The following is a 23,170-nucleotide window of genomic DNA, read 5'->3' as shown; positions in this document are numbered from 1 at the left end:
CCCTTTTTTTATTTATTTATCTTTCCTTTTGTAGTAAAATGATTATAGGAAAGATATCCTTTATTCTTTGATATAATATTGTTTTAGATTGATTAAGAAGGGAGGATTTAATAATTGTTTACAATTATTATGAGTGCCTATGATGAAAGGAAAGAAAAAATATCTTTTAAATATTGCTGTTATTCTTCTGATTGGTGGAACAGTTATTTATCTATCTATAGGAAATCAATGGAAACAAGTTGTTGATGCTTTTGCACATGCTAAGATTTCTTGGATTATAGCAATGGCTATTGTCATGTTTTTATATTATATTTTCGATGCTTTTTCATTGTTATATTTTGGTAGATTTTATAAAAAGGATTATACCTATAAACAATCTTTTATAAATGCTATTAGTGGAACTTTTTTTAATGGAATAACACCATTTGCAAGTGGTGGACAATTTGCTCAAGTGTATATTTTTAATAAACAAGGGATTGCCCCTACGTATTCTGCAAGTATTTTATTGATGTGTTTTATTTGTTATCAGAGTGTACTTGTTATTTATACGGGTATTGTGTTAATATTTAAATATCAGTATTTTATAGAACGTCCTGCTATATTTAGTTTGGTTGTGCTAGGATTCTTAATTAATTTTGTTGTGATTGCGGCTTTGTTTGGTGGTGCTAAATCTAAAACTTTACAGAATTTTCTAACACATACTATTCTTAAATTTTTAACTAAAATTCGTATTATTAAAGATTATGAATCGACATGTTTTAAAGTTAAAACATATTTATCTGATTTTCGTAATCAATTAGGACTTTTACAACGTAATAAACCAGTTTTAATACGTTCTTGTATTTGTAATGTTATTAAGTTAACTATTATTTACAGTATGCCTTTTTTTAGTGCAAAGGCATTAAATTTAGATGTATCATTTTATGATTTTTTTGATTTTATTGGACTTTGTTCATGCATATATTTAATTAATGCATTTTTACCTATTCCTGGATCAAGTGGTGGTAGTGAAGGTGTTTATCTTTTACTATTTAGTTTTTTAGGACCAGTAGGTGTGTCTTCTTCTATGTTCTTATGGCGCTTTATGTCATATTATATGGGACTTATTATAGGAGCATTAGTTTTTTCTCTTGATAAAGAAATAAATCGAACGAGATTGGAGTAATTTTATGAATATAGCTTTATTTAGTGATACTTATTTACCCGATATTAATGGTGTAGCGACATCTACACATATTCTAAAAAAAGAATTAAAAAAACATGGGCATCATGTTTTAGTTGTGACAACAATATTACCTCATAATAGTGATTATATTGATGAGGATGATGGAGTATTACGTTTGCCTGGTATTGATTTAAAAAAATTATATGGTTATCGTGCATCCAATATCTATTCTTTTAAAGGTATGAAAGAATTGAAAGAATTCCAGCCTGATATTATTCATATTCAGACAGAATTTGGGATAGGTATTTTTGGGAAGATAGCTGGTGAAATTTTAAACATTCCAGTTTGTTATACTTATCATACAATGTGGGCTGATTATTCTCATTATATTACGCCTGGGAATTTAAAAGCTGTGGATCAGGCGGCTAAAAAAATTATTGAAAAAATTTCTAAGATATATGGAAATAGCTGTTCTGAGCTTATTGTACCTTCACAAAAGACAGCTGATGCATTGAGAAAATATGGTATTTCTAATTCTATTCATGTGATTCCAACTGGTTTGGAACTAGAGGCATTTGCATTAGAAAATAAAAATCAAGGTTTAGTGGATCAGATTTTGCAGGAATATCATTTACAGGATAAGTTTGTTGTTATTTTTTTAGGTAGAATTGCTCCTGAGAAAAGTATTGAAATTTTAATAGATGCAATGTCTGATATTGTGAAAAAAGAAGATAAGATATGTCTTATGATTGTTGGCGGTGGGCCACAACTTGAAGAATTAAAAACTTTGGTTCATCAAAAAGGATTAGAAAGTCATATATTCTTTACAGGACCAAAAGAGAGTGAGTATGTCCCTTCGTTTTATCATGCAGCACAATTATTTGTTTCGGCATCACTAACGGAAACACAGGGGCTGACTTTTATTGAGGCTATGGCTAGTGGGTTACCTGTTTTAGCAAGATATGACAAAAATCTGGATGGTGTTATTGTCGATGGTCATAATGGTTATTTCTTTAAAGACCAACAAGATTTAGTTGAGAAAATTATTCATATGTATCATTCTGATTTAACACAACTTTCTACTTGTGCGAGAAACGATGCACAAAAATATAGTAGTGAGAATTTTTATCAGCATATTCTACGTACATATGAACAGGCATTAGCAAAACATCATTATTGTTATAAAGTTGTTTCTATTACTCCTGAAAATAACCATCTATACACTGTTGCATTTCAATTTGATCATCATCAAATTCTATTGAGTCTATCTGGACAGGTTATTGAACGTTATGGCTTATCTGTTGGACAAGTTGTAGATAGAGAAGAACTAGATGCTTTAAAAGATCAGGAACAAGTTTCTAAAGCTTATAAATTGGCATTAAAGTATTTAACATATAAAGATTATACTTATGCGAAAATGCAAAAGAAACTTATGGATAAAGGAGATTTTGATGATATTCAAGTAGAGATGACAATGGATTTATTGATGCAAAAAAATCTTATTGATGATGCTGAATACACTAGAAACTATTTTCAAAAGGCAAAACGATTGGGAATGGGAATGAACAAAATTATTTATCATCTCAAAAAAGAAGGTGTTTCACCATTTATCATTGATGAGTATTTGGAAGAATATTCCCAAGATTTGGAATATGATAAAGCTGTGGAGTTAGTACAAAAACTTTATAATGAAAATACTACAAGACCACAATACGCATTAATACAAAATATTAGAAATAAATTGTTTAATAAAGGTTTTTCACAAGATGTCGTAGAAAGAGCCATTGAAAATTTTGATTTTTCAATACCTAAAGAACATACTATGAATTTACTGACAAAAGAATATTATCGTGTATATAATCGTTATAAAAATAGATATCAATCTCATATTCTTAAAAGTAAAATTATTACTTTTTTAGTTCAAAAAGGCTATGAATATGATGATGTTATGGAAATTATTCAACAATTATGGGAGGACACAAATGATTAAAATTAAAGATATGAAATGTGGTGACGATAATGTGGAATTTACAGCAATGATTTCACATGTCACTTTAGGAAAAACAAATGGTGCTCATAAAAGTAATTACTTGAGTATTGTTTTTCAAGATGATACTGGAACAATTGATGCTAAGTTATGGAATGCCAGTCAAGAACATATTGAATCTTTAAAAACAGGTGCTGTTGTAAGAGCAAAAGGTGATATTATTAAATATAGTGATGATCGTCAAATGAAACTTATATCTATTGATGATGTTTCATATCAACGTTCACAACAAATTCAGTTTTTGGTTAAGGCACCAATGGATAGTGAAATGATGATGAAAGAATTAAAACAATATATTCAGCGTATTTCTAATACAAAATTATATGTTTTAACGAAACATCTTTTTGAAAATAATTTTGAAAAACTTAAAGTTTATCCTGCTGCCAGTAAAAATCATCATGAATTTGTATCTGGTTTAGCTTTTCATACATTGTCTATGTTAAGAGTAGCGGATGCATTAATGAATGTTTATCCTGAATTAAATGCTGATTTGTTATATTCTGGTATTTTGCTTCATGACATTGGAAAAACAGTTGAATTAAGTGGACCAGTTGTTCCAAGCTATACCTTTGAAGGGCAGATGTTAGGACATATCTCTATTGCGCAATCCATGGTTTATGCTGCGGCGCAGGAGCTTCATATTGAAGGTGAAGAAGTCACATTATTACAACATATGATCTTATCTCATCATGGGAAAAATGAATATGGTTCACCAGTACTTCCACAAATTAGAGAAGCAGAAATGTTGCATATGATTGATAATATGGATGCCAGAATGAATATGTTTAATAAAGCTTTAGATACATTGGAATCTGGAGAAACTTCAAAACGTATTTTTTCATTAGAGAATAGAACGATTTATAAACCAAAAATGTATGAATAAAAAAGAATTTATAAGTTTAATCACTTATAAATTCTTTTTTTAGCAATATCGAGATAAAATTCTTTCCACATTTCTTTAACATGTTCTTTAGAATAATATTGGCTGATTTCATATGAATAGTTTTGATATTGAGAATAGAACTGAGGATCATTTTTCAGTTTTAAAATATTTTTGATAAATCCTTGGTTGTCATCAGCAACAAGATATTTTTGAAATAAAATATCTTGATAAAGCTTCAAATCTCTTAATAGAAGCGGTTTTTGACTATTAATGGCTTCTAGGATAGACATTGGAAAAAGTTCGTTATATGAGGGCATAAATAGTATATCAGCCATATTATAGATGTCATTCATTGATTCACGAGGAACGATACCGATAAAATGAACATTATGAGGTGGGTTTTCATATATTTCCTTGAGTTCTTCATAACCATCAGTAATTTTTCCAAAAGAAAATCCACCGGCCCAAACGAAAGTTATATCAGGTAATTTTTTAGCAACTTCAATAAAATCTTTGACACCTTTTCGTGTTTGGACTTGTCCAACTCCTAATACAACAAAAGCATTTTCATCAATATGATATTGAGATCTCGTTTGTTGAATATGTTCTTTTTCCTGTTTATAGAAAGTTTCTTTAGATACAAAATTAGGAATATATTTAATTTTATGTTCATCAATTCCAAAACGTACCAAATCCTTTATAAAGATAGGATTAACAACAATCAGATAATCAGCAGTATTATAAAAATGAGTAATGTATTTTTTGAATACTGTTAAAGCTGAATGAGGTAATTGGATACTTCCATCTAATGTATCTGGTAAGAAATGAACATAAGCAACATTAATACCTTTGTTTCTTTTCATTTTCATGAGATACTGAGGTAAAATTGTATGACAATGGATAATATCAGCAGGTTTGGAATCATTAATCACAACATCAAAATAATCACTTAACTCGTTTTTAACTAAAGCAACTTGTTCAAGATAAGCACTCCCCACACCTTGACCACGAACTTTATCAGCATTCGATAACATATTAATTCTTATTTTATGCATAATCTTCTCCTTTTTGATAATTTTCTACTCAATATAAAAACACAAAACAAGAGTTATCAAACTCTTGTTTCTCTTATTTTGTTATTTTTTGATAAATATCATCTAAATTCACATCTTGGCTGCGATCTTGATAGTGAGCTTGAAAACCATCATCGCGATTGTAACGTGGAATAATATGAATATGAAAATGATGTACAGTTTGACCTGCAACTTCATTCATATTTGTTATTATATTAAAACCTTTTGCATGAAGCTGATTTTGAAGCTGTAATGCGACCTTTTGAACAACTTCCATCATATGTGCTAAAGTTTGGTTGTCAACTTCTAAAATGTGAGCATAATGATTTTTAGGAATAACAAGTGTATGTCCATCAGTTGTTTGGCTTAAATCAAGGAAAGCCATACAAATATCATCTTCATAGATAATTTTACCAGGAATTTCATGATTGGCAATCTTACAAAAAATACAGTTATCCATTTTTCATACCTCCTATATTTCATTTTACAATAAAAAAGGAATAAGGAAAAGCCTTATTCCAAATAATTATCAGAAATCTCTTTAATTTCTGTTTTTAATAAATCATCGTGAACTTCAAAATGATATTTCTTTAAATAAGCTCCTTCAGCTTTTTCTTGGACCTCTCCATCACTAGCAAGTGCTGAAACGATGCCATCCGTATTTTTATGAGCAGTATCATATAGGTAGACAACAGCATAATTATCATCACTTAATTTAATAGCTTGACTGTAAACACCATCTTTTTCTACTTTATTAAGATCAGATAATTTATCTTTTAAATTATCGTCTAAAGAAGAATTTTTTGTGACAACGCCTGCATCTTCACCATCACTGCCATAATCTTCTAATAATTGATCAAAAGCTTTTTCATCAGTTGATTTTTCAATGATTTCTAGCGCTTCAGATTCTTTTTCTACAACAATTTTTTTCATGCTGCAAACCTGATATTCTGCAATTAAATCATCTAAATGTTCTTCAATATATTTTTGACGTAATAATTCTTGTTTAACTTCAGGAATCAAAGATTCATTTAAATAATCTTCTTTTGATTCATAACCAAGATTCTGAGCATATTTTTCTAAATCTCCATCAGCATATTCTGCATATTCGTCTTCTCTTTGTTGCACGAGTTTATCAATTTCTTCTTGATCAGTAATTTCTTTATCAGCAATATTATCAAGAATAGTTGTGACAATTTCTTGAGCACCATAATTATCTAATAAATATTCAAAATAATCTTGTTTTGTAATATCTAACTGACTTCCACTCATAAGTGAATCTTGAGCATCAGAAACTTGAACACTATAACTTGAAGAAGAACAACCATACAATAAACTACCGCATAATAACAACATGATCAGTTTTTTCATTATGAGTTCTCCTTTCTTAAATCATTGCGAATATCTAAATTCTCATCAACGATATCTTGAATAGTCTGTTTAATTGTATCATCATGGTAATTGATTTCATAAGTGTTAAAAGCAAGATAAACCATATAATCATCATAAGTTAATAATGGTGAATCAACATCAACAGTTTTTAATTCTTTTTTAATTGATTCTTGATCTGTATTTGTACATTTTACAAAATAAACTCCATCTGATCCCTGAATAGCTTCACTGACTTCTCCTTCTTTTAGTGTTCTGGCAGCAGTCTGCACTTTTTCACCATAGGTACTTGATAAATCCGTATTTGCATCAATAATACCAAGACTTCCTTTTGCGCTTTTTGTATTTTCATCATCAGAATAATCATAGGCGATATCTTCAAAACTTTTATTTGTTTTTAATAAAGACTGAACTTCCTTTAATTTATCATTTTCTTCATTAGTTGGATTTTCTGGATCGCTCATAGATACTTTAATGATATGAACCATACGAGGAGAAGCTTGTTGATAATAATCTTCAAAGACTTCATCAAAATGATCATTAATATAATCTTTCAAGAATTCTGCATATTGTAAAGATTGAATCAAAGAATCTCTATATTCATCTAAATCTTCTACACCTGATGCTTCTAAAGCGCTTTGTAATTCTTCTTCAGCGCTATCTCCATATTGATTTTGATAGTTTGTTTCAATGTTTTCAACAATTTCATCAGCATTTTCTTTCATGTCATCGTTGGCTGGAAAATTATTACGAATAAGCTGGTCTAATACATACGAAAATAAAGCTTGCTTACCTTGAGTAGATGAAGCTAAATCCTGATATAAATCATCAGCTAGAAGACTGACATCATCAATTGAAGCAACAACATCTTTACCATCTTTCTGGACTGTTTTTGAACTACAACCACTGAGTAATAGAATGCTTGCAAGTGCCAAACTTATAAGCTTTTTTTGTTTCATAAGAACCTCCTTAGTATAAACAATATTATTATACACAATCTTTAGATTTTTTCAACTTTTGTAGGCAAGAACACAAAATTTACGATGATTTTACCATAATATATAGTGTGTATAGGAGGAATCATGATGGTAGAAAATTCGAATTGTTTTCATAGTGAGATTATGATAGCTTTATTTATTTTATTAATCATCTTATTTTTAATCAATATAAAGGGGGAATGGATATGTTAGCACATCAAGGGTCTTTTACACTCATTTTAGTTTTATTTATTTTATTGGTTATTATTTGTGGAATCTGCTAACGCAGTGATAAGACAGCAAAATCAATCTGCTGTCTTTTTTTAGAAAGTTTTTTTCAAAAATGGGATATAATAAATTTAATTATCGTATTGCTTGACTGAACAGGCATTTTACGTAAAATATATCTTCGAAAGGGGCGATTTTATGTCGACTTTAAAAATAGAAAATTTACATGTTGAAGTAGGAGAAAAAGAAATCCTGAAAGGATTAAATCTAGAAATAAACACTGGTGAAGTTCATGCGATTATGGGGCCAAATGGAAATGGAAAGTCAACTTTACTTTCTACTATTATGGGGCATCCTAAATATACGGTAACACAAGGAAAAATCACACTTGATGGACAGGATGTTTTAGCTATGAGTGTTGATGAACGTGCTAGAGCTGGATTGTTTTTAGGAATGCAGTATCCTCAGGAAATCCCTGGTATAACAAATTCTGATTTTTTAAGAGCAGCTATAAATGCTAAAAGAGATGAACCAATATCTTTATTTAAATTTATTAGAACGTTAGATAAAAACATTGAAGAATTAGGAATGGATGAAAACTTAGCTCATCGTTATTTAAATGAAGGATTTTCAGGTGGAGAAAAGAAACGTAATGAAATTTTGCAAATGAAGCTTTTACAGCCACGTTTTGCATTGTTAGATGAAATAGATTCTGGTTTAGATGTTGATGCTTTAAGAGTCGTTGCTGGAGCTATCAATTCAATGCGTAGTGATGAGTTTGGATGTATTATGGTTTCTCATTATGAAAGAATGTTTGAATTGGTAAAACCAACACATGTTCACGTTCTTGTTCAAGGACAAATCGTTATGAGTGGTGGATATGAATTGGTTGAAAAGATTGATCAAGAAGGATATGAATGGGTAAAAGAATTAGGTTATGATATCGAACAAAACGAAAGACAACCTATTATATTAGAAGCTTGTGGTAAAAAAGGACAATAAAAGAATGCAAGCACAATTATTATCAAAGATTAAGCCCATTATTGATCTTCAGCAAGATCAGCTATCTTACTATATGATTCTTTCATCACAATCATCTATTGAAACCCGCTTGCCTCAAGATGTATTGTTTCAAGATGGTGTTTTAATGTTTCAAAATAAAAAGCCACTCACTTTTTATATGATTTATGCAGGAGATGAAGATTTACATATTGATATCCATTTTCAGGCTTATTGTCAGGTGAATCTGATTGAAATCAGAGTTCTTTCATCAAATTGTACGTTACATAAAACAATGAAACTGGATGAAGGAGCTACTGTTCATGCTTTCAGTGAAAATTTATCAGAGTCTGCCAAGAGTCTGGAAGATGTTTATTTACAGGCATATGCTAACTGTCAGTATGGTTATTCAGAACTGTCAGATGATGCATTTGAAGGTCGATATCATTTTTATTTAGATGGACCAGAAGCCAATGCAAAAGTCAGAACGGCAATTCTTTCTAAGAATCAGGAAAATAAACATTATGAAATTTTAATTCAACATAATCAACCTATGACTTATGGTCAGATGGATAATTATGGTGTTGTGAAAGATAAAGGACGATTGGTTATTGATGGTATTGGAACGATTACCAAAGGACAACATGGGTCTTCTGCACATCAGACAAATAAAATTATGATGTTTGATGAATCTTGCTATGCATGTGCAAATCCTTATTTGTATATTGATGATTATGATGTTCAGGCTTCTCATGCAGCAGCAGTAGGAAAAATGGATGAAGAACATCTTTATTACTTACAAAGCAGAGGTTTAACAAAAAAACAGGCCATGCAATTGATTACTTATGGTTATTTAATGCCTGTTGTAGAGGTTATTGATAATGACATGATTAAAAAGCATTTTGAACAGTCTTTATCAAAGGTAGGTGCCTGAGATGTTTGATGTATATCAGCTAAGAAAAGATTTTCCTATGCTAAATGGAAAAACGATGCAAGGACATCCATTGATTTATCTAGACAATGGCGCAACAACATTAAAACCACAGATTGTCATTGATAGTGTCTGCGATTATTTAACAAATTATTCTGGTAACGCCCATCGTGGTGATTATGATCTATCTCACGAGGTAGATGAGCACTATGAAAAAAGTCGAGAAATTGTTCAACAATTTATCAATGCAAAAAGAAAAGAAGAAATTGTTTTTACTTCAGGTTCCACAGATTCATTGAATATGGTTGCATATGGTTATGGATTGACTCATCTTCAACAAGAAGATGAAATTTTAATCACAGTTGCGGAACATGCTTCTAATACTTTACCGTGGTTTGATGTAGCTCGTATAACGGGGGCCGTTGTGCATTATATTGATTTGGATGAAACAGGGCGATTAACTTTAGAAAATGTGAAAAAGGCTGTGACTGATAAAACGAAAGTCATTGCAGTAGCTCAAGTCACAAATGTATTGGGATATCAGGCACCGATGCAGGAAATATGTGATTTCGCCCATGAACGCGGTATTATTGTGGTCGTGGATGGAGCTCAAAGTGTTCCCCATCAGGTGACAGATGTACAAAAAACGGATATTGATTTTTTAGCATTTTCAGGACATAAAATGTGTGGGCCTACAGGTATTGGGGTGCTATATGGTAAATATGAGCTTTTAAAAAATATGCAACCAACACGATTAGGTGGAGGATCAAATTCACGTTATAATAGTTGTGGCGTTGTGACATTAAAAAATCCTCCATATCGTTTTGAAGCTGGAACACCTCATATTGAAGGGGCTATCGGTTTAGGCGCAGCTATTCAATATTTGATGAATATCGGCATGGATAATATTCATCGTTATGAATTGGAACTGAGAAAATATTGCATTGAAAAAATGCAACAATTAGATAATGTTGATATTTATAATCCAGATTCACAGGGTGCTATAGCTTTTAACATTAAGGGTGTCTTTTCACAAGATGCAGCCAGTTTATTTAACAGTTATGGAATTGCTATAAGGGCTGGACAGCATTGTGCTAAAATCTTAGATGAATTTTTAAAAGTTTCAACAACTTTACGCGCTTCATTTTATTTTTATAATACCAAAGAAGAGATAGATGCTTTTATTGAAGTATGTAAAAAAGGAGATGACTTTTTAGATGCATTCTTTAAATGATCCTCAATTATTGAGAGAAATTATTATGGATCATTATGAACACCCACGTAATCGTGGTCTTGTTGATGATGATTCTTACCATAAAATTAATATGAATTCAGAAACCTGTATTGATAATTTAGATATTCAGGTGAAGTTTGATGGTGATAAGATTGAAGATGTTCGTTATGATGGAGAAGCATGTGCCATCTGTACGTCTTCGACTTCTATTATGAGTGAATTGGTTAAAGGAAAAACCAAAGATGAAGCACAAAAAATTATTGATAATTATATGAATATGATTTATGAAAAGGATTATGATCCTGATATTTTGGAAGAGGCTATTGCTTTTCAAAATACACATAAACAGGCGAATCGTATTAAATGTGCTACACTTGGATGGAGTGGTCTTATTGCATTAATGAAAGAAAGTGAGGAATAAATCATGGCAACAATAGATATTGATATTCCTACAACGAATACTGATTATGATTTTAAAGATGAAGATGTTTCTGTTTTTAAAACACCTAAAGGTTTAAATGAAGATATTGTCAGAGAAATTTCTGCTATAAAAAATGAACCAGAGTGGATGTTAGAATATCGTTTAAAATCTTTAAAATGTTTCTTGGAAAAACCAATGCCAACATGGGGTGTTGACTTGAGTCAGATGAATTTTGATGAATATACATATTATAATCGACCAAGTGATCATCTATCAGATAAGTGGGATGAGGTTCCAGAAACAATCAAAAATACATTTGATAAATTAGGAATTCCAGAAGCTGAACAAAAGTTTCTAGCTGGGGCTTCAGCACAATATGAATCAGAAGTTGTTTATCATAATATGTTAGAAGAAGTCAAAGAAAAAGGTGTTATTTTCTTAGATATTGATAGTGGATTAAGAGAATATCCTGAAATCTTTAAGAAATATTTTGATACTGTCATTCCTTATAATGATAACAAGTTTTCTGCTTTGAATGGAGCTGTATGGTCTGGAGGTTCATTTATATATGTTCCACCAGGAGTTAAACTTGATAAGCCTTTACAGTCATATTTTAGAATTAATAGTGAAAGAATGGCTCAGTTTGAAAGAACTTTGATTATAGTAGATAAAGGTTCAGATATCCATTATGTAGAAGGATGTACAGCACCATCTTATTCTAAAGATTCCTTACACGCAGGAGTTGTTGAGATTGTTGTTTTAGAAGGAGCAAAATGTCGTTATACAACGATTCAAAACTGGTCTAAAAATATTTATAATTTAGTCACACAACGAGCTAAAGTCGCTAAAAATGGATCAATGGAATGGGTTGATGGAAATATTGGTTCAGCTGTGACTATGAAATATCCAACTTGTATACTCGCTGGTGAAGGGGCTAAAGGAACATGTATTACAATTGCTGTGGCTGATAGTCATCAGATTTTAGATTCAGGTGCTAAAATGATTCATTTGGCTCCAAATACATCAAGTCAGATTATTTCTAAATCAATTTCACGCAATGGTGGAAAAGTTAATTATCGTGGATTAGTGAGACATCAAAAGAATGCGACAAATGCTAAAAGTAAGGTTGAATGTGATACTTTAATTTTAGATGACAAATCAACGAGTGATACTGTTCCAACAAATATGATGATGAATAACGAATCCATTATTGAACATGAAGCAACAGTATCAAAAGTTTCAGAAGATCAGCTTTTCTATTTAATGAGTCGTGGGTTGACAAAAGAACAGGCTACAGAAATGATTGTCATGGGATTTATTGAACCATTCTCTAGAGAATTACCAATGGAATATGCTGTAGAGTTAAATCAGCTCATTAAATTAGATATGGGAGAAAACAGCATTGGATAAACAAAAGTTGCGTTCTATCATGAAAGAAAAACGTCAGGCTTTATCGCCAAAGACGTTTTCTTTATATAATCAAAATATCTTGTCAAAAGTATTATCCCATCCTCGCATTCATGAAGCGAAAATCATAGGTTGTTATGTATCTTTACCAGGTGAAGTTGATACCTTTAACATAATTGAAAAACTTTTGACTGAAAAACGAATTTGTGTTCCTAAAGTTATTGGAAACGAAATGGAATTTTATGAAATCCATTCTTTCAATGATTTACAGGAAGGATGTTTTCATGTCTTAGAACCAGTCAATTGTGTTAAAATATGCCCACAGGAGATTGATTGCATGCTTGTTCCATTACTTGCTTACGATCAAGATAACTATCGTGTTGGATATGGAAAAGGTTATTATGATCGTTATTTTCAAAAAGATTTTCAAGGTTATAAGATAGGTTTGGCTTATTCTTTTCAATATGTTGATCATATTGATTATGATGAATTTGATCAGCCATTAAATGAAATTATTCATGAAGTGTCATAGTCATATGACATTTTTTGTTTTTAGAAACATATAATATTTTGGTGAAATATGATGAAAAAATGGATAATCATTGCCACTTGTATATGTATCTTTTTAACAGTGACTTTAGGAATCATTTATATTCAGCTTATTCCTTTATTAAAAGATTATGGAAAGATGGAAATTGAACGTTTCAATCAGCTTATTATTTCGCATTGTTATATGACTGATCAAAAACAATATGATGATTTGGTTATTATTGAAAGAAATGAAAATAATGAAATTGAATTGATAGATTTTGATATGATTAAAGTTAATCAGTTAGCATCACAAATCGTTTTAGATATTGAAAAAACATATGCTCAAATTGAGGATGGAAGTTATCAGGCAAAGGATGAAAGTGCATATCAAAAAAGGGTGGAAGAAGTAAGTCGGACTGGAATTATAGCTTCTATATCATTGAATACATTATTTCATTTACCATCTTTTTTCTTACTGCCTAGCATACCTGTCAATTATAAACATCTTTCCAGTGTAGGAAGTTCAATAGTTAAAAACATTGAAAATTATGGTGTGAATCATGTCATGATAGAATTATCCATTGAAATTAGAATGAATATTGCGATGGTTTATCCGTTCTTTGAACAATATCATACACAAGTTATTTCTATTCCCATTTTATTAGAGATTTTTCAAGGACAAGTTCCTTTGGTTTATTCATCATAGAAAGAAGAATGTTTATGCAAGATTTTTTAAAGATGTATTATCATATGGATTGTCATCTTCATTCAACGGGCTACTTTTATATAGAGAAACAACTTTATTATTTATCCTATATTCCAGATCCTCATGAATTTTTAAATCGATATCATTATTATCGCTATTTAATGCATCAGTGTGGTATACAAGGTTATGATATAGTTAAAAATATTTATCAGGAACTTTTGACTCAAAACTATGTGTTGTTGCTTTATCATAAAGAACCATTATCAATAGAACGATATATTCAACAAACGATGATGGTTTATCCATTTCCTAAAATGAAGGTTCAACAAATTAAAGAACAATGGATCTGTAAAATAGACCAGGCTAGAGAAAAGGCAAAAGATTATGCTTATAGTTTTAAACATGACCAGGATATTTTATCGTTGATCTATTATTATTGTGGATTAGCTGAGAATAGTATTAATATTCTTAATTATTTATTACAGATTGATAATCAGGCGACTTTGCCAGTATCTTTATCATTATCACAACCAGGTTTTCAATATATTTATGAACTGATCAATCCATGTTCATATATTTTTTCAACCCGTATGCGACATCTTGCCTGTTTAATGAAAAGTCAGATGTTGACGTTTTCACAGCTCCAGCAACTGTTAGAATCGCATTATTTTGATGTTTATGAAATTATTTATTTTTATGCCAGAATGTTATATCCATCTCACTTTTTTCACTGTCTGCTTTGTGGAAACCTTGATGAAAAAATGACATCATTTTTTTATCAACAGATGAAACAGGAGCGAGAAATGTACTATCAAATTTTTCATATTTTATCTTTTTATGTGACTCTACCCAAAATAAGTTGGATAAATCGTTAAAATATGGTATAATATTGCACAGATAATTGAGAGGGTTGTATGTATGGATTTGATAAATAGTATAAAAAAGAATGAACATATAAGAGAGTCATTGATTCGTTTGAAATCATTAGAACAATGTGATTCTTTGCTTCAAAAAGATCAGCAATTCAAACAGACATTAATTGAATTCTTATCTCATGAAGATCCTAAGATTCGAAAAAATAGCGCCATATTATTAGGAAAGTATGATGATACGGTTGATATATTATTAGATGCTTACGATAAAGAAAAAACAGAATATGTCAAAGAAGCTTATTTAGCAGGTATATCTTGTCATAATTGTCGTAGCTATATGAACAGACTCAAAGAGATTCAAAATAAGCTCATTCATGCTTCTGAAATGACAAAACATATTCAAGCCCAATTAAAGATATTAAATCCCCTGATTTTAAAAAATCAGGTACATAAACGTAAAATTATTAAATTAAAACATGAACCTGTTGATGTGGTATTAACATCATTGCCATACTATCAGTTTGTCTTATTTGAATCTGTGTTGCATTTAAAATACAAACCTGTTACACAAGGTGTATTGGTTCGTAGTGATTCATTATATGATTTATTGAATATTAGAACATATCGTGATATGTTGATTCCTTTGTCTGGTGCTACTGGATTAAATATTGATTTAGAAAGCATTATGGCTGGTTTTCAACGATGTCATTTGGAAGATATTTTAGATAAACTTTATGATGATCAGTCTATTTTTTATTTTAGAGTGGCTGATGAAACAAGAGAAAAACATCCAACTCTTATTAAAAAAGTTTCACAAGCTATATTTGAACTATATCCACAACGCTTGTTGAATACAACAGATGGTTATGATATTGAAATTGTTTTAAAAGAAATGAAAAAAGATAAGGTTAATGCTTATTTGCGTTTGACACATTTGAAAAGTTCTCGTTTTGAATATCGTCGAGAAATCATTTCTAATTCTATGCAGCCTTATATTGCTGCTACACTTGTTCAACTTGCAAAACCATATATGAAAAACCATGGAAAAGTTTTAGATCCATTTGTTGGATGTGGGACATTATTGATAGAAAGAAATTATGTCGTTCCTGCAAAGTTTGCGATGGGAATTGATGTTTTTGGTAAAGGTATTGAAGCTGCCAGAAAGAACAGCAAAGCTGCTGGACAGAATATCTATTTTGTGCATAAGGATGCATTACGTTTTGTGAATAATGAAATGTTTGACGAGATCATTACAGATATGCCAACATTACCACAAATGAATGATTATCAGCAACTGCAGGAACTTTATGATCGCTTCTTTGAGCGTATTCATCGTTTAGTTAAACCTAAAGGATATGTTTTTCTTTATACAAGTGAAATTTCTTTGGTTAGAAAGAATTTAAGACTTCAAGAGGGATATTTAACGCTTGTCGAACATTATGAAATTCCTCGAGGAAAAAATATGTTTTATTTCTTTATTATGCAGTTAAAATAACCTACAATGTAGGTTATTTTCCGTTTTTCTAGTTTGGAGGTGTGTCGTTCATGTTTGCTTTACTTTCATTGCTTTTGATTCCTGTTGTTATTTATTTTGCTTTTTATTTTCAAAGAATTATTTCCTTTTTTTATCCACAAAAGAATATTTTCATATCTATCATTTGTTTCTTGATAGCTGTTCTTTTTGTTTATCCAGCACGTAACTTTTTTAGCTTTTGGGCAGTTATTGTTTTGCATTTATTTGCTTTTTCATTATTAACTGATATGATTATGTGGTTGATACATAAAAAGAAAAATAATCATATACTTGATTCTATTTATCGTTTAGGACTCATTCCACTGTTATGTGTATGCATATTATTAGGATATGGATATATAAATATGAAAGATGTGCATGTTGTTCAATATACGATTGAAACACAAAAACAGCTTTCACAAAATTATAAGGTTGCTTTTATAAGTGATTTGCATTTTCCTAATACTATGAATAAAAATGAATTAATACAATATTGTAATGACATTTCAAAAGAGAATCCTGATTTTGTCTTATTAGGTGGAGATATTGTTGATGAACGAACAACTTTGCAGCAAATGCAGCAAACTTTCCAGGCTTTATCAACCATTCAAAATCAATACGGTATTTATTATGTTTATGGAAATCATGATCAGGCATTATATGCAAGTCAACCTTCTTTTACGCCTGAAATATTAAAACAGACCATTGAACAAAATAATATCCATATTTTATGTGACAATAGTATCCGTATTCATGATGAAATCACATTGATTGGACGAGATGATCGTAGTCATCAGCGTGCTTCAACTTCAGACTTATTACAGAATGTTTCCTCGGATGATTTTTTGTTGTTGATGGATCATCAGCCTGTGGAACTAGATACAAACAATCATTTACAAATTGATTTACAAGTTTCAGGTCATACACATGGTGGACAAATGTTTCCTGTTGGCATCTTGAGTGAATGGCTTGGATTTGGTGAAATGAATTATGGCTATCGTCAATTATCACATATGCAAGTTGTTGTATCTTCAGGTATTGCAGGATGGGGATATCCGTTGCGTACAGGCTCTCAATCAGAGTATCTGATTATAAATATTCAAAGTCAATCATAAAAACCAGCTATCCTTGGATAACTGGTTTTTATGGTGCTGTATTTTGTGTTGATGAATGATCTTCATGAGGTATATCTTGAGTGGTGTCATCAGTTTCTTCTTGTACAGGATCTTGAGATGGTGTGGTATCTTCTGGAACCTGATTGTCTTCTTGAGAATTCTCTTCCTGATCTTGATTTTGAATATCTTGTTGAGATTGTTGGTCTTGTGAAGGTTGTTGATCTTGTGAAGATTGTTCTTGAATCTGTTGTTGTAATTGTTCAATTTCATTTTGTTGTTTCATATAATATTGATAGCCAACATAACCAGCAAGACATAAGGCTGCAATAATAACGATAATAAATAGGAATAAAAAGAATTTTGAAAGAAACGAATGTTTCTTTTTTTCTTTAATCACTTTTGTATGATGTTTAGTTTTCTTTTTTGTTTTTTTCTTAACTTTGGTTCGTGGTTTTTGTTTTTTAGACGTTGTTTTATTTTGTGTTGAATGAGAGTTGATATATTCAGTTTCTTTTGGATCTTCATGAGAAGTGTCATGAAGATGTTCATCAAAATCATTATGAAGATTACTATTAAGATCATCATGATAATCATTGTTTTGCTCTTTTAAATCATTATCATATACGAAATCATCATCTTCATCATCAAATGTAAATTTTTTTACCATTTTTATCACCTGTGTATAGTATGAACATTTTCTATGACTTTTATATTAACTTTATATTGTATGATAGTTAATTATGTATTAAAATATATTTAGTAATACTAAATAGAAAAGAGCTGATTGAATGAATGAAAGATATGAAAGACAATTAAAAAAAGGAATTTTAGAAATTTTGGTTTTACAGCTTCTTTCACAAGAAAGGATGTATGGCTATCAGATGATTATGTGCATGAAAGAAAAAAGTCATGGTATGTTTGAAATGAAAGAAGGAACACTCTATCCTATTTTATATCGTTTAGAGGATGATGAATTGGTTGAAAGTCAATGGACGCCACCACAAAATAAAGAATTATCACGTAAATATTATTGCTTGACAGATAAAGGGAAAGAACAGCTCAAAGCATTGAAACAATTATGGAAGAATTTTTCAATGGTTGTTAATGAGATATTAGAGGAGAATGAATATGAATAAAGAAAAATATATAAAAAAAGTTATCAGACTATTAAATTGTTCTCAACAACAAAAGAAAAAAATTAAATTGGATTTAGAAAATGACATTGAAATGGCATTAAAAAATGGTGAATCATTTGAAGAAGTCATTCAAAGAATGGGGACACCAAAAGAATTGGCTCATGAATTTAATGAAAACATGGGTGTGAAAACACGTCGTTCTTATAAAAAAATAATTGGCATTATTATGGTTGTTGTCGCTATATTGATTTTAGGTGTCTATTTATTGGTACGTTCTCTTATTCCAGAGTATCAGACATTAGGAACATCTGGATTATTTGATCAAAAAACAGTTGAACAGCATATGGAAGAAACAATTTTAGATGTATCACATCTTGACATACAAGCCATACTTGAAAATTGTGATGAAAAAATGAAAGAATCCATGTCAGAAAGTCTTCTCAAGGAATCAATTTTATCGTTAGGAGATTTGGGAGATTATCAACGTATAACAAGTCAGAGATATACAGAAGTTAAACAAAACAATGATATTTGTGTTGTGGGAGAAGTTGTTGCATTATATGAACAGCGTAGTGTAACATACACAATAACTTTTAATGAAAATTATGAATTAATGGGGTTATATATGAAATGATGGAGAATATAAGTTATCTGTTAATATCAATCACATGCTTTGTTTTTGCATATGCACACTTTAAAGGTAATGTTTCGTTGGTTCATAGTTATCATAAAAGAAAAATAAAACAAGAGAATCTGATGTCATATTCAAAGACAATGGGAGTAGGTATGTTGATGTGTGGTTTGGGTTGTTTGATGAATCTTTTAGCTCGTTTATTACGTTTATTTATGTTGGGTGAAATATTCATAGTTATTGGCATAATAGCGGGTGTTGGAATCATGCTTTATGCTCAATTGAAGTATAATCATGGTATCTTTTAGGAGGCGATAGAATGGGACTTGTGATATCTATCATATTTTTAATAATATCCATCTTATTATTAATGGGAAAAGGATCGTTTTTGATTGCTGGTTATAACACTGCTAGTGAAAAAGAAAAAGCAAAGTATAATGAAAAGAAATTATGTCGTATTGTAGGATTAGGTTTTCTTGTTATAACTTGTGGCTTGTTTTCTTTGTTTATGCTAAAAGATATAGGACTATATATAATGATAGGAACTTTTATTGTTGGAATGGCGATTATTTTTATTGGCAGTGAGTATGCCAGTGTAGAGCGTAATCAAAAGAAAATGAAAATGTCTATAGGAATAGGGGTATTGATTACTGTTATTTTGGGAGCCTTTATTATGGGTGTTATGTTTATAGGGGATATTGATATAGAATATAATGATGACTGTGTTCAACTATCAGGAACTTTTGTATCATCATCAAAAATTGATTATGATGATATTTTAAAAGTAGAATATTGTAATGATTTTGATATTGGTCGTAAGAAAAATGGTATCAATAATGCAGTTGTTGAAGCGGGCAGATATTATAATGATGAATTTGGTCATTATCGTCTTTATGCATACACGCATAGCTCACACTATGTTATTATTTATACAGAAAATGAAATTTTTGTTGTGAGTGGAGAAAATGAAAAACAGACTCAAAATATTTATAATCAACTAAGTTCATATAAAAAAGCAACGTTATCTCACGTTGCTTTTTTGGCTAGTTAAATAGATGAAATTTTGAAAAAGGGAATAATTTTGAGAAACTAGCACAGTTGAAGTAATGCTCACATTTTATCCAAGAAGGACAAATTTCATAATTGTGAGCTAATAAGAAATAATTATAAGAAACATTCATGAAAAGACCCTCCTTTGATAATAGATCATTTTTACACTTTCATTATATGATTTTTTATGTAAAAGAAAAGGGTCTGGGAATCTAAATATGATGATTGATTTTTGTGCATATTGCACAAAAGAAGAGTATAATAAAAGAAAGTAGGTGAGATAATGGGATTTACAATAGAAGATGCATTGAATGAAACCAAAGAATTATATCAGCTTACACTATTATGTGGGCAAAAAGGGTGTGCCAATGCTATGAGCTGGGTTCACCTTATTGAAGATACAACGACAATTCAACAATTATGGGGAAAAGAATTGATTGTGACAAGTGGTTTGGGATTTCAAAAAGAAGGAGCACTTTTAAACCTTGTAGAATATTTGGTTAAGTATCATAGTGTCGGGCTTATTATTAATACTGGAAAGTATATTTTTGATGTTCCTCAGGATGTTCTTGATTATTGTGAAAACAATGATTTTCCACTGTTAATTTCACCATGGCATATTCATATGGTTGACCTGATTAAAGATTTTTGTATGCGTTGTTTGTTTTCGCAAAAAGAAGATTATTTGGTTACACAGTATTTTCAAAATATTTTTAGTGATCCACGCACTATTGAAGAAAATAGGAATGAACTGATGCGTAGTTTTGATGTGGATGGAGATTTTCAGGTTTTGTTGATAGATATTGAGGACGCCAGTCAGTATAGTGAAATTGAAAGAAGAAGATTATCTTTACAATTACAGCTTTATTTTGAAAAAATAGAGTGTCCCTATAGCTTTTTTTGGTATGATGGATATTATGTGCTGATTGTGAATAATTTATCTCAAAAGGTCTTTTATCAACTAGTGGAGTCCATGTACCATCGTGCTAAAAATAGAATGAGAGTATCTGCTTTGCATATTGGAATGGGTACACAATTAAAAGATATTAGAGAATTAAATTTAAGTTATCAACGCGCTTTATCAGCAGTAACATTTGCCAGAATGTTTCAAAAAAATATTATTTGTTTTGATGATATGGGTATTTATCAGATTTTATTTTCTATACAGGATCAAAAAATATTATCTGATATGTATCATCATTTATTAGATGCATTGATTCAATATGATCAAAAACATAATAGTGAATTAGAAAAAACGTTATATTATTATTTGAAATATGATGGAAGTCCACAAAAAATTGCGAGATCAACATATACGCATCGTAATACTGTTCATTATCGTATTGAAAAAAAAAACACTTTTAAATTGTGAACTTGCAACTTTTGAAGAAAAATTTCCTTATATGATAGCCTTTTATATTGCAAAAATGATGAAATAGAAGAAAATAGAAAAAATGAGACATGATTTCGGTTTCTTTTTTATTTTCATTTTTTTCTTGACGTGCTTATAGTCGTATGCTATTATAAGAGGGCACTAGAAATTGGAGGTTTAGCTCAGTTGGGAGAGCATCTGCCTTACAAGCAGAGGGTCAGCGGTTCGAGCCCGTTAACCTCCACCATTTATGCCGGCTTAGCTCAATTGGTAGAGCAACTGACTTGTAATCAGTAGGTTGAGGGTTCAAGTCCTTTAGCCGGCACCATATACGGGGAGGTAGCGAAGTGGCTAAACGCGGCTGACTGTAACTCAGTTCCTTTCGGTTCGGTGGTTCGAATCCGCCCCTCCCCACCATTTCTGTTGGGATATAGCCAAGCGGTAAGGCAACAGACTTTGACTCTGTCATTGCGCTGGTTCGAATCCAGCTATCCCAGCCATTTGACCCGCTAGCTCAGTAGGTAGAGCATCTGACTTTTAATCAGAGGGTCAGGCGTTCGAGTCGCCTGCGGGTCACCATTCTTTTGCGGGTGTAGTTCAATGGTAGAACTTCAGCCTTCCAAGCTGACTACGTGGGTTCGATTCCCATCACCCGCTCCAATTGAATGAATACAAACTTTGATGAAATATGAAGATATCAAGCAAAATTATAAAATTCTGTTTGGTATCTTTTTTATTTATAAAAAGTATAGATGTAAAAGACTTAATTGAAAAACAAGTTAATCTATTAAATTTATAGTTTTCTAAAAGATTATTTCATTTGTATAAAAGTCATATTAATAAATGTTAAGGTATCCTTAATGATTTGAATTGTTTGATTATTGTTATGTTTTTATGCAAAATGAAGTTTTATTTTATGTAATTCTGGAGATGATTGTTATATTTTGATAAAATGATATTAGAAAAGTTATTAAGATGTAAACCAATAGAATTGGAAGTAAAATGATAATTGAAAAGAAAGGTGGGATGGTCAATGTTAAAATCAAAAAAGATAATATGTTTTATAGTTTGTCTATTGGTTTTTATGGTGGTTCTTGTTTTTATAGATCAGAAAACGACTTATATGGTTGCGGTAAATCAAAATAACGTCGAAGTTTCCAATGAAAATATTGTCATAGAGATGAGTTCAGGAACTTCGGTAGGTTATTTTAAGAAGGCTGAGCTAGAAGAAATAGATAATGGTGTTTATAGTATTAAAGCGTATTTTTCGTTGTTATCAGGAGAATATTCTGGATATCAATACACAATTGACAACTCAGACAAGCATATTAAAGAGATAAGGCAATATCATTTAGATGAACCTGATGAGTATACTGTCATATATCAAAATAATAACTAAGGTGTGATCTATTTATTAATTTTTGTTCTCTTTTCAAAGAGAACATTTTTTATTGTGAAATGATAGGAATAAAAAAGAAGTGATTGCTCAC

At 30.5% G+C, this 23,170-nt stretch carries 25 protein-coding genes and 6 tRNA genes; 26 read left to right on the top strand and 5 right to left on the bottom strand.

Going from position 1 to position 23,170, the window contains the following annotated elements:
* The first annotated feature begins 139 nt into the window (after positions 1-139).
* From E0K96_RS11445 to E0K96_RS11435, 3 genes are read left to right on the top strand one after another with little or no spacing between them, the layout of a single operon-like run.
* Positions 140-1,165, top strand: coding sequence for a lysylphosphatidylglycerol synthase transmembrane domain-containing protein (locus E0K96_RS11445; RefSeq protein WP_240924512.1), 1,026 nt, complete (start codon positions 140-142; stop codon positions 1,163-1,165).
* Positions 1,166-1,169: 4 nt separating this feature from the next.
* Positions 1,170-3,155, top strand: coding sequence for a glycosyltransferase (locus tag E0K96_RS11440; RefSeq protein ID WP_168083298.1), 1,986 nt, complete (start codon positions 1,170-1,172; stop codon positions 3,153-3,155).
* Positions 3,148-4,095, top strand: a complete 948-nt coding sequence (locus E0K96_RS11435; protein WP_087245603.1) for a 3'-5' exoribonuclease YhaM family protein — start codon at positions 3,148-3,150, stop codon at positions 4,093-4,095. Before E0K96_RS11440 ends, E0K96_RS11435 begins: the two co-directional genes overlap by 8 nt.
* A 20-nt stretch (positions 4,096-4,115) precedes the next feature.
* On the opposite strand, the gene E0K96_RS11430 is transcribed toward E0K96_RS11435, so the two are convergent.
* The 4 genes from E0K96_RS11430 to E0K96_RS11415 all read right to left on the bottom strand — a co-directional run bounded on the left by E0K96_RS11430 (position 4,116) and on the right by E0K96_RS11415 (position 7,516).
* Entirely contained in the window at positions 4,116-5,150 is a 1,035-nt protein-coding gene (locus E0K96_RS11430) for a glycosyltransferase family 4 protein (protein WP_168083296.1), read from the bottom strand.
* Positions 5,151-5,223: 73 nt separating this feature from the next.
* Positions 5,224-5,628 (bottom strand): HIT family protein, encoded by a 405-nt coding sequence (locus E0K96_RS11425; protein WP_168083294.1) that lies wholly within the window; start codon positions 5,626-5,628, stop codon positions 5,224-5,226.
* A gap of 53 nt (positions 5,629-5,681) precedes the next feature.
* Entirely contained in the window at positions 5,682-6,539 is an 858-nt protein-coding gene (locus tag E0K96_RS11420) for a peptidylprolyl isomerase (RefSeq protein ID WP_087297056.1), read from the bottom strand.
* The gene (locus E0K96_RS11415; protein WP_168083292.1) at positions 6,539-7,516 is read right to left on the bottom strand and encodes a peptidylprolyl isomerase; all 978 of its coding nucleotides are present in this window, start codon (positions 7,514-7,516) and stop codon (positions 6,539-6,541) included. Before E0K96_RS11415 ends, E0K96_RS11420 begins: the two co-directional genes overlap by 1 nt.
* A 218-nt stretch (positions 7,517-7,734) precedes the next feature.
* Here E0K96_RS11415 and E0K96_RS12365 point away from each other — a divergent pair, with 218 nt between their 5' ends.
* The 11 genes from E0K96_RS12365 (at position 7,735) to E0K96_RS11360 (ending at position 17,491) form a co-directional block, all read left to right on the top strand.
* Positions 7,735-7,818: a YjcZ family sporulation protein gene (locus E0K96_RS12365; protein ID WP_087245613.1), complete on the top strand. Its 84-nt coding sequence runs from the start codon at positions 7,735-7,737 to the stop codon at positions 7,816-7,818.
* A gap of 142 nt (positions 7,819-7,960) precedes the next feature.
* Positions 7,961-8,764: a Fe-S cluster assembly ATPase SufC gene (gene sufC / locus E0K96_RS11405; RefSeq protein WP_087297058.1), complete on the top strand. Its 804-nt coding sequence runs from the start codon at positions 7,961-7,963 to the stop codon at positions 8,762-8,764.
* Between the two features lie 4 nt (positions 8,765-8,768).
* On the top strand, positions 8,769-9,695 hold the full coding sequence (locus E0K96_RS11400; protein ID WP_087297059.1) for a SufB/SufD family protein: 927 nt from the start codon (positions 8,769-8,771) through the stop codon (positions 9,693-9,695).
* 1 nt (position 9,696) lies between these two features.
* Positions 9,697-10,926 carry an aminotransferase class V-fold PLP-dependent enzyme gene (locus E0K96_RS11395; RefSeq protein WP_168083290.1) on the top strand — a complete coding sequence of 410 codons (1,230 nt, stop codon included), beginning with the start codon at positions 9,697-9,699 and terminating at the stop codon, positions 10,924-10,926.
* Positions 10,910-11,347 carry a Fe-S cluster assembly sulfur transfer protein SufU gene (sufU, locus tag E0K96_RS11390; RefSeq protein ID WP_087245621.1) on the top strand — a complete coding sequence of 146 codons (438 nt, stop codon included), beginning with the start codon at positions 10,910-10,912 and terminating at the stop codon, positions 11,345-11,347. Before E0K96_RS11395 ends, sufU begins: the two co-directional genes overlap by 17 nt.
* Positions 11,348-11,350: 3 nt before the next feature.
* Complete coding sequence (gene sufB, locus E0K96_RS11385) at positions 11,351-12,757, top strand: Fe-S cluster assembly protein SufB (protein ID WP_168083288.1); 1,407 nt, start codon at positions 11,351-11,353, stop codon at positions 12,755-12,757.
* Positions 12,750-13,286: a 5-formyltetrahydrofolate cyclo-ligase gene (locus E0K96_RS11380; protein WP_168083286.1), complete on the top strand. Its 537-nt coding sequence runs from the start codon at positions 12,750-12,752 to the stop codon at positions 13,284-13,286. Before sufB ends, E0K96_RS11380 begins: the two co-directional genes overlap by 8 nt.
* 51 nt (positions 13,287-13,337) lie before the next feature.
* Entirely contained in the window at positions 13,338-13,991 is a 654-nt protein-coding gene (locus E0K96_RS11375) for a sporulation protein YunB (RefSeq protein ID WP_168083284.1), read from the top strand.
* 14 nt (positions 13,992-14,005) lie between these two features.
* A complete protein-coding gene (locus E0K96_RS11370; RefSeq protein WP_240924510.1) occupies positions 14,006-14,866 on the top strand; it encodes a hypothetical protein in 861 nt (286 codons plus the stop codon).
* Positions 14,867-14,909: 43 nt separating this feature from the next.
* A complete protein-coding gene (locus E0K96_RS11365) occupies positions 14,910-16,358 on the top strand; it encodes a methyltransferase domain-containing protein (protein ID WP_168083282.1) in 1,449 nt (482 codons plus the stop codon).
* A 50-nt stretch (positions 16,359-16,408) separates the two neighbouring features.
* A complete protein-coding gene (locus tag E0K96_RS11360; protein WP_206080731.1) occupies positions 16,409-17,491 on the top strand; it encodes a metallophosphoesterase in 1,083 nt (360 codons plus the stop codon).
* A 28-nt stretch (positions 17,492-17,519) separates the two neighbouring features.
* On the opposite strand, the gene E0K96_RS11355 is transcribed toward E0K96_RS11360, so the two are convergent.
* Positions 17,520-18,158 (bottom strand): DUF2371 domain-containing protein, encoded by a 639-nt coding sequence (locus tag E0K96_RS11355; RefSeq protein WP_168083278.1) that lies wholly within the window; start codon positions 18,156-18,158, stop codon positions 17,520-17,522.
* Positions 18,159-18,279: 121 nt separating this feature from the next.
* Between E0K96_RS11355 and E0K96_RS11350 the strand changes: the two genes are divergently transcribed.
* The 12 genes from E0K96_RS11350 to E0K96_RS11295 all read left to right on the top strand — a co-directional run bounded on the left by E0K96_RS11350 (position 18,280) and on the right by E0K96_RS11295 (position 23,079).
* Positions 18,280-18,627, top strand: a complete 348-nt coding sequence (locus E0K96_RS11350) for a PadR family transcriptional regulator (protein WP_129738808.1) — start codon at positions 18,280-18,282, stop codon at positions 18,625-18,627.
* Entirely contained in the window at positions 18,620-19,261 is a 642-nt protein-coding gene (locus E0K96_RS11345) for a DUF3887 domain-containing protein (protein WP_168083276.1), read from the top strand. The genes E0K96_RS11350 and E0K96_RS11345 overlap by 8 nt, the downstream gene beginning before the upstream one ends.
* A 122-nt stretch (positions 19,262-19,383) precedes the next feature.
* The gene (locus tag E0K96_RS11340) at positions 19,384-19,566 is read left to right on the top strand and encodes a hypothetical protein (protein ID WP_168083274.1); all 183 of its coding nucleotides are present in this window, start codon (positions 19,384-19,386) and stop codon (positions 19,564-19,566) included.
* Positions 19,567-19,577: 11 nt separating this feature from the next.
* Positions 19,578-20,309, top strand: coding sequence for a DUF3784 domain-containing protein (locus tag E0K96_RS11335; protein WP_168083272.1), 732 nt, complete (start codon positions 19,578-19,580; stop codon positions 20,307-20,309).
* Between the two features lie 282 nt (positions 20,310-20,591).
* Entirely contained in the window at positions 20,592-21,680 is a 1,089-nt protein-coding gene (locus E0K96_RS11330) for a PucR family transcriptional regulator (RefSeq protein WP_240924508.1), read from the top strand.
* A 171-nt stretch (positions 21,681-21,851) separates the two neighbouring features.
* Positions 21,852-21,927, top strand: a tRNA-Val gene (locus E0K96_RS11325).
* A 5-nt stretch (positions 21,928-21,932) separates the two neighbouring features.
* Positions 21,933-22,008, top strand: a tRNA-Thr gene (locus tag E0K96_RS11320).
* A 5-nt stretch (positions 22,009-22,013) separates the two neighbouring features.
* Positions 22,014-22,097: transfer RNA gene (locus E0K96_RS11315), tRNA-Tyr, on the top strand.
* Positions 22,098-22,104: 7 nt separating this feature from the next.
* Positions 22,105-22,180, top strand: a tRNA-Gln gene (locus tag E0K96_RS11310).
* 3 nt (positions 22,181-22,183) lie between these two features.
* Positions 22,184-22,259: transfer RNA gene (locus E0K96_RS11305), tRNA-Lys, on the top strand.
* A gap of 7 nt (positions 22,260-22,266) precedes the next feature.
* Positions 22,267-22,340: transfer RNA gene (locus tag E0K96_RS11300), tRNA-Gly, on the top strand.
* Positions 22,341-22,713: 373 nt separating this feature from the next.
* The gene (locus E0K96_RS11295; protein ID WP_168083270.1) at positions 22,714-23,079 is read left to right on the top strand and encodes a hypothetical protein; all 366 of its coding nucleotides are present in this window, start codon (positions 22,714-22,716) and stop codon (positions 23,077-23,079) included.
* The last annotated feature ends 91 nt before the right edge of the window (positions 23,080-23,170 follow it).

This window comes from Massilimicrobiota sp. SW1139 (assembly GCF_012027715.1).
Taxonomy (GTDB): domain Bacteria; phylum Bacillota_I; class Bacilli_A; order Erysipelotrichales; family Coprobacillaceae; genus Allocoprobacillus; species Allocoprobacillus merdigallinarum.
Note: the sequence above shows the minus strand (reverse complement) of the source record. Positions and strands in the feature narration are given on the sequence as shown.

Coding starts and splice junctions, on each gene's coding strand:
- E0K96_RS11445 (WP_240924512.1), top strand. CDS start 140: ATGATGAAAGGAAAGAAAAAATATCTTTTAAATATTGCTGTTATTCTT.
- E0K96_RS11440 (WP_168083298.1), top strand. CDS start 1,170: ATGAATATAGCTTTATTTAGTGATACTTATTTACCCGATATTAATGGT.
- E0K96_RS11435 (WP_087245603.1), top strand. CDS start 3,148: ATGATTAAAATTAAAGATATGAAATGTGGTGACGATAATGTGGAATTT.
- E0K96_RS11430 (WP_168083296.1), bottom strand. CDS start 5,150: ATGCATAAAATAAGAATTAATATGTTATCGAATGCTGATAAAGTTCGT.
- E0K96_RS11425 (WP_168083294.1), bottom strand. CDS start 5,628: ATGGATAACTGTATTTTTTGTAAGATTGCCAATCATGAAATTCCTGGT.
- E0K96_RS11420 (WP_087297056.1), bottom strand. CDS start 6,539: ATGAAAAAACTGATCATGTTGTTATTATGCGGTAGTTTATTGTATGGT.
- E0K96_RS11415 (WP_168083292.1), bottom strand. CDS start 7,516: ATGAAACAAAAAAAGCTTATAAGTTTGGCACTTGCAAGCATTCTATTA.
- E0K96_RS12365 (WP_087245613.1), top strand. CDS start 7,735: ATGGATATGTTAGCACATCAAGGGTCTTTTACACTCATTTTAGTTTTA.
- sufC (WP_087297058.1), top strand. CDS start 7,961: ATGTCGACTTTAAAAATAGAAAATTTACATGTTGAAGTAGGAGAAAAA.
- E0K96_RS11400 (WP_087297059.1), top strand. CDS start 8,769: ATGCAAGCACAATTATTATCAAAGATTAAGCCCATTATTGATCTTCAG.
- E0K96_RS11395 (WP_168083290.1), top strand. CDS start 9,697: ATGTTTGATGTATATCAGCTAAGAAAAGATTTTCCTATGCTAAATGGA.
- sufU (WP_087245621.1), top strand. CDS start 10,910: ATGCATTCTTTAAATGATCCTCAATTATTGAGAGAAATTATTATGGAT.
- sufB (WP_168083288.1), top strand. CDS start 11,351: ATGGCAACAATAGATATTGATATTCCTACAACGAATACTGATTATGAT.
- E0K96_RS11375 (WP_168083284.1), top strand. CDS start 13,338: ATGAAAAAATGGATAATCATTGCCACTTGTATATGTATCTTTTTAACA.
- E0K96_RS11370 (WP_240924510.1), top strand. CDS start 14,006: ATGCAAGATTTTTTAAAGATGTATTATCATATGGATTGTCATCTTCAT.
- E0K96_RS11365 (WP_168083282.1), top strand. CDS start 14,910: ATGGATTTGATAAATAGTATAAAAAAGAATGAACATATAAGAGAGTCA.
- E0K96_RS11360 (WP_206080731.1), top strand. CDS start 16,409: ATGTTTGCTTTACTTTCATTGCTTTTGATTCCTGTTGTTATTTATTTT.
- E0K96_RS11355 (WP_168083278.1), bottom strand. CDS start 18,158: ATGGTAAAAAAATTTACATTTGATGATGAAGATGATGATTTCGTATAT.
- E0K96_RS11350 (WP_129738808.1), top strand. CDS start 18,280: ATGAATGAAAGATATGAAAGACAATTAAAAAAAGGAATTTTAGAAATT.
- E0K96_RS11345 (WP_168083276.1), top strand. CDS start 18,620: ATGAATAAAGAAAAATATATAAAAAAAGTTATCAGACTATTAAATTGT.
- E0K96_RS11340 (WP_168083274.1), top strand. CDS start 19,384: ATGTCATATTCAAAGACAATGGGAGTAGGTATGTTGATGTGTGGTTTG.
- E0K96_RS11335 (WP_168083272.1), top strand. CDS start 19,578: ATGGGACTTGTGATATCTATCATATTTTTAATAATATCCATCTTATTA.
- E0K96_RS11330 (WP_240924508.1), top strand. CDS start 20,592: ATGGGATTTACAATAGAAGATGCATTGAATGAAACCAAAGAATTATAT.
- E0K96_RS11295 (WP_168083270.1), top strand. CDS start 22,714: ATGTTAAAATCAAAAAAGATAATATGTTTTATAGTTTGTCTATTGGTT.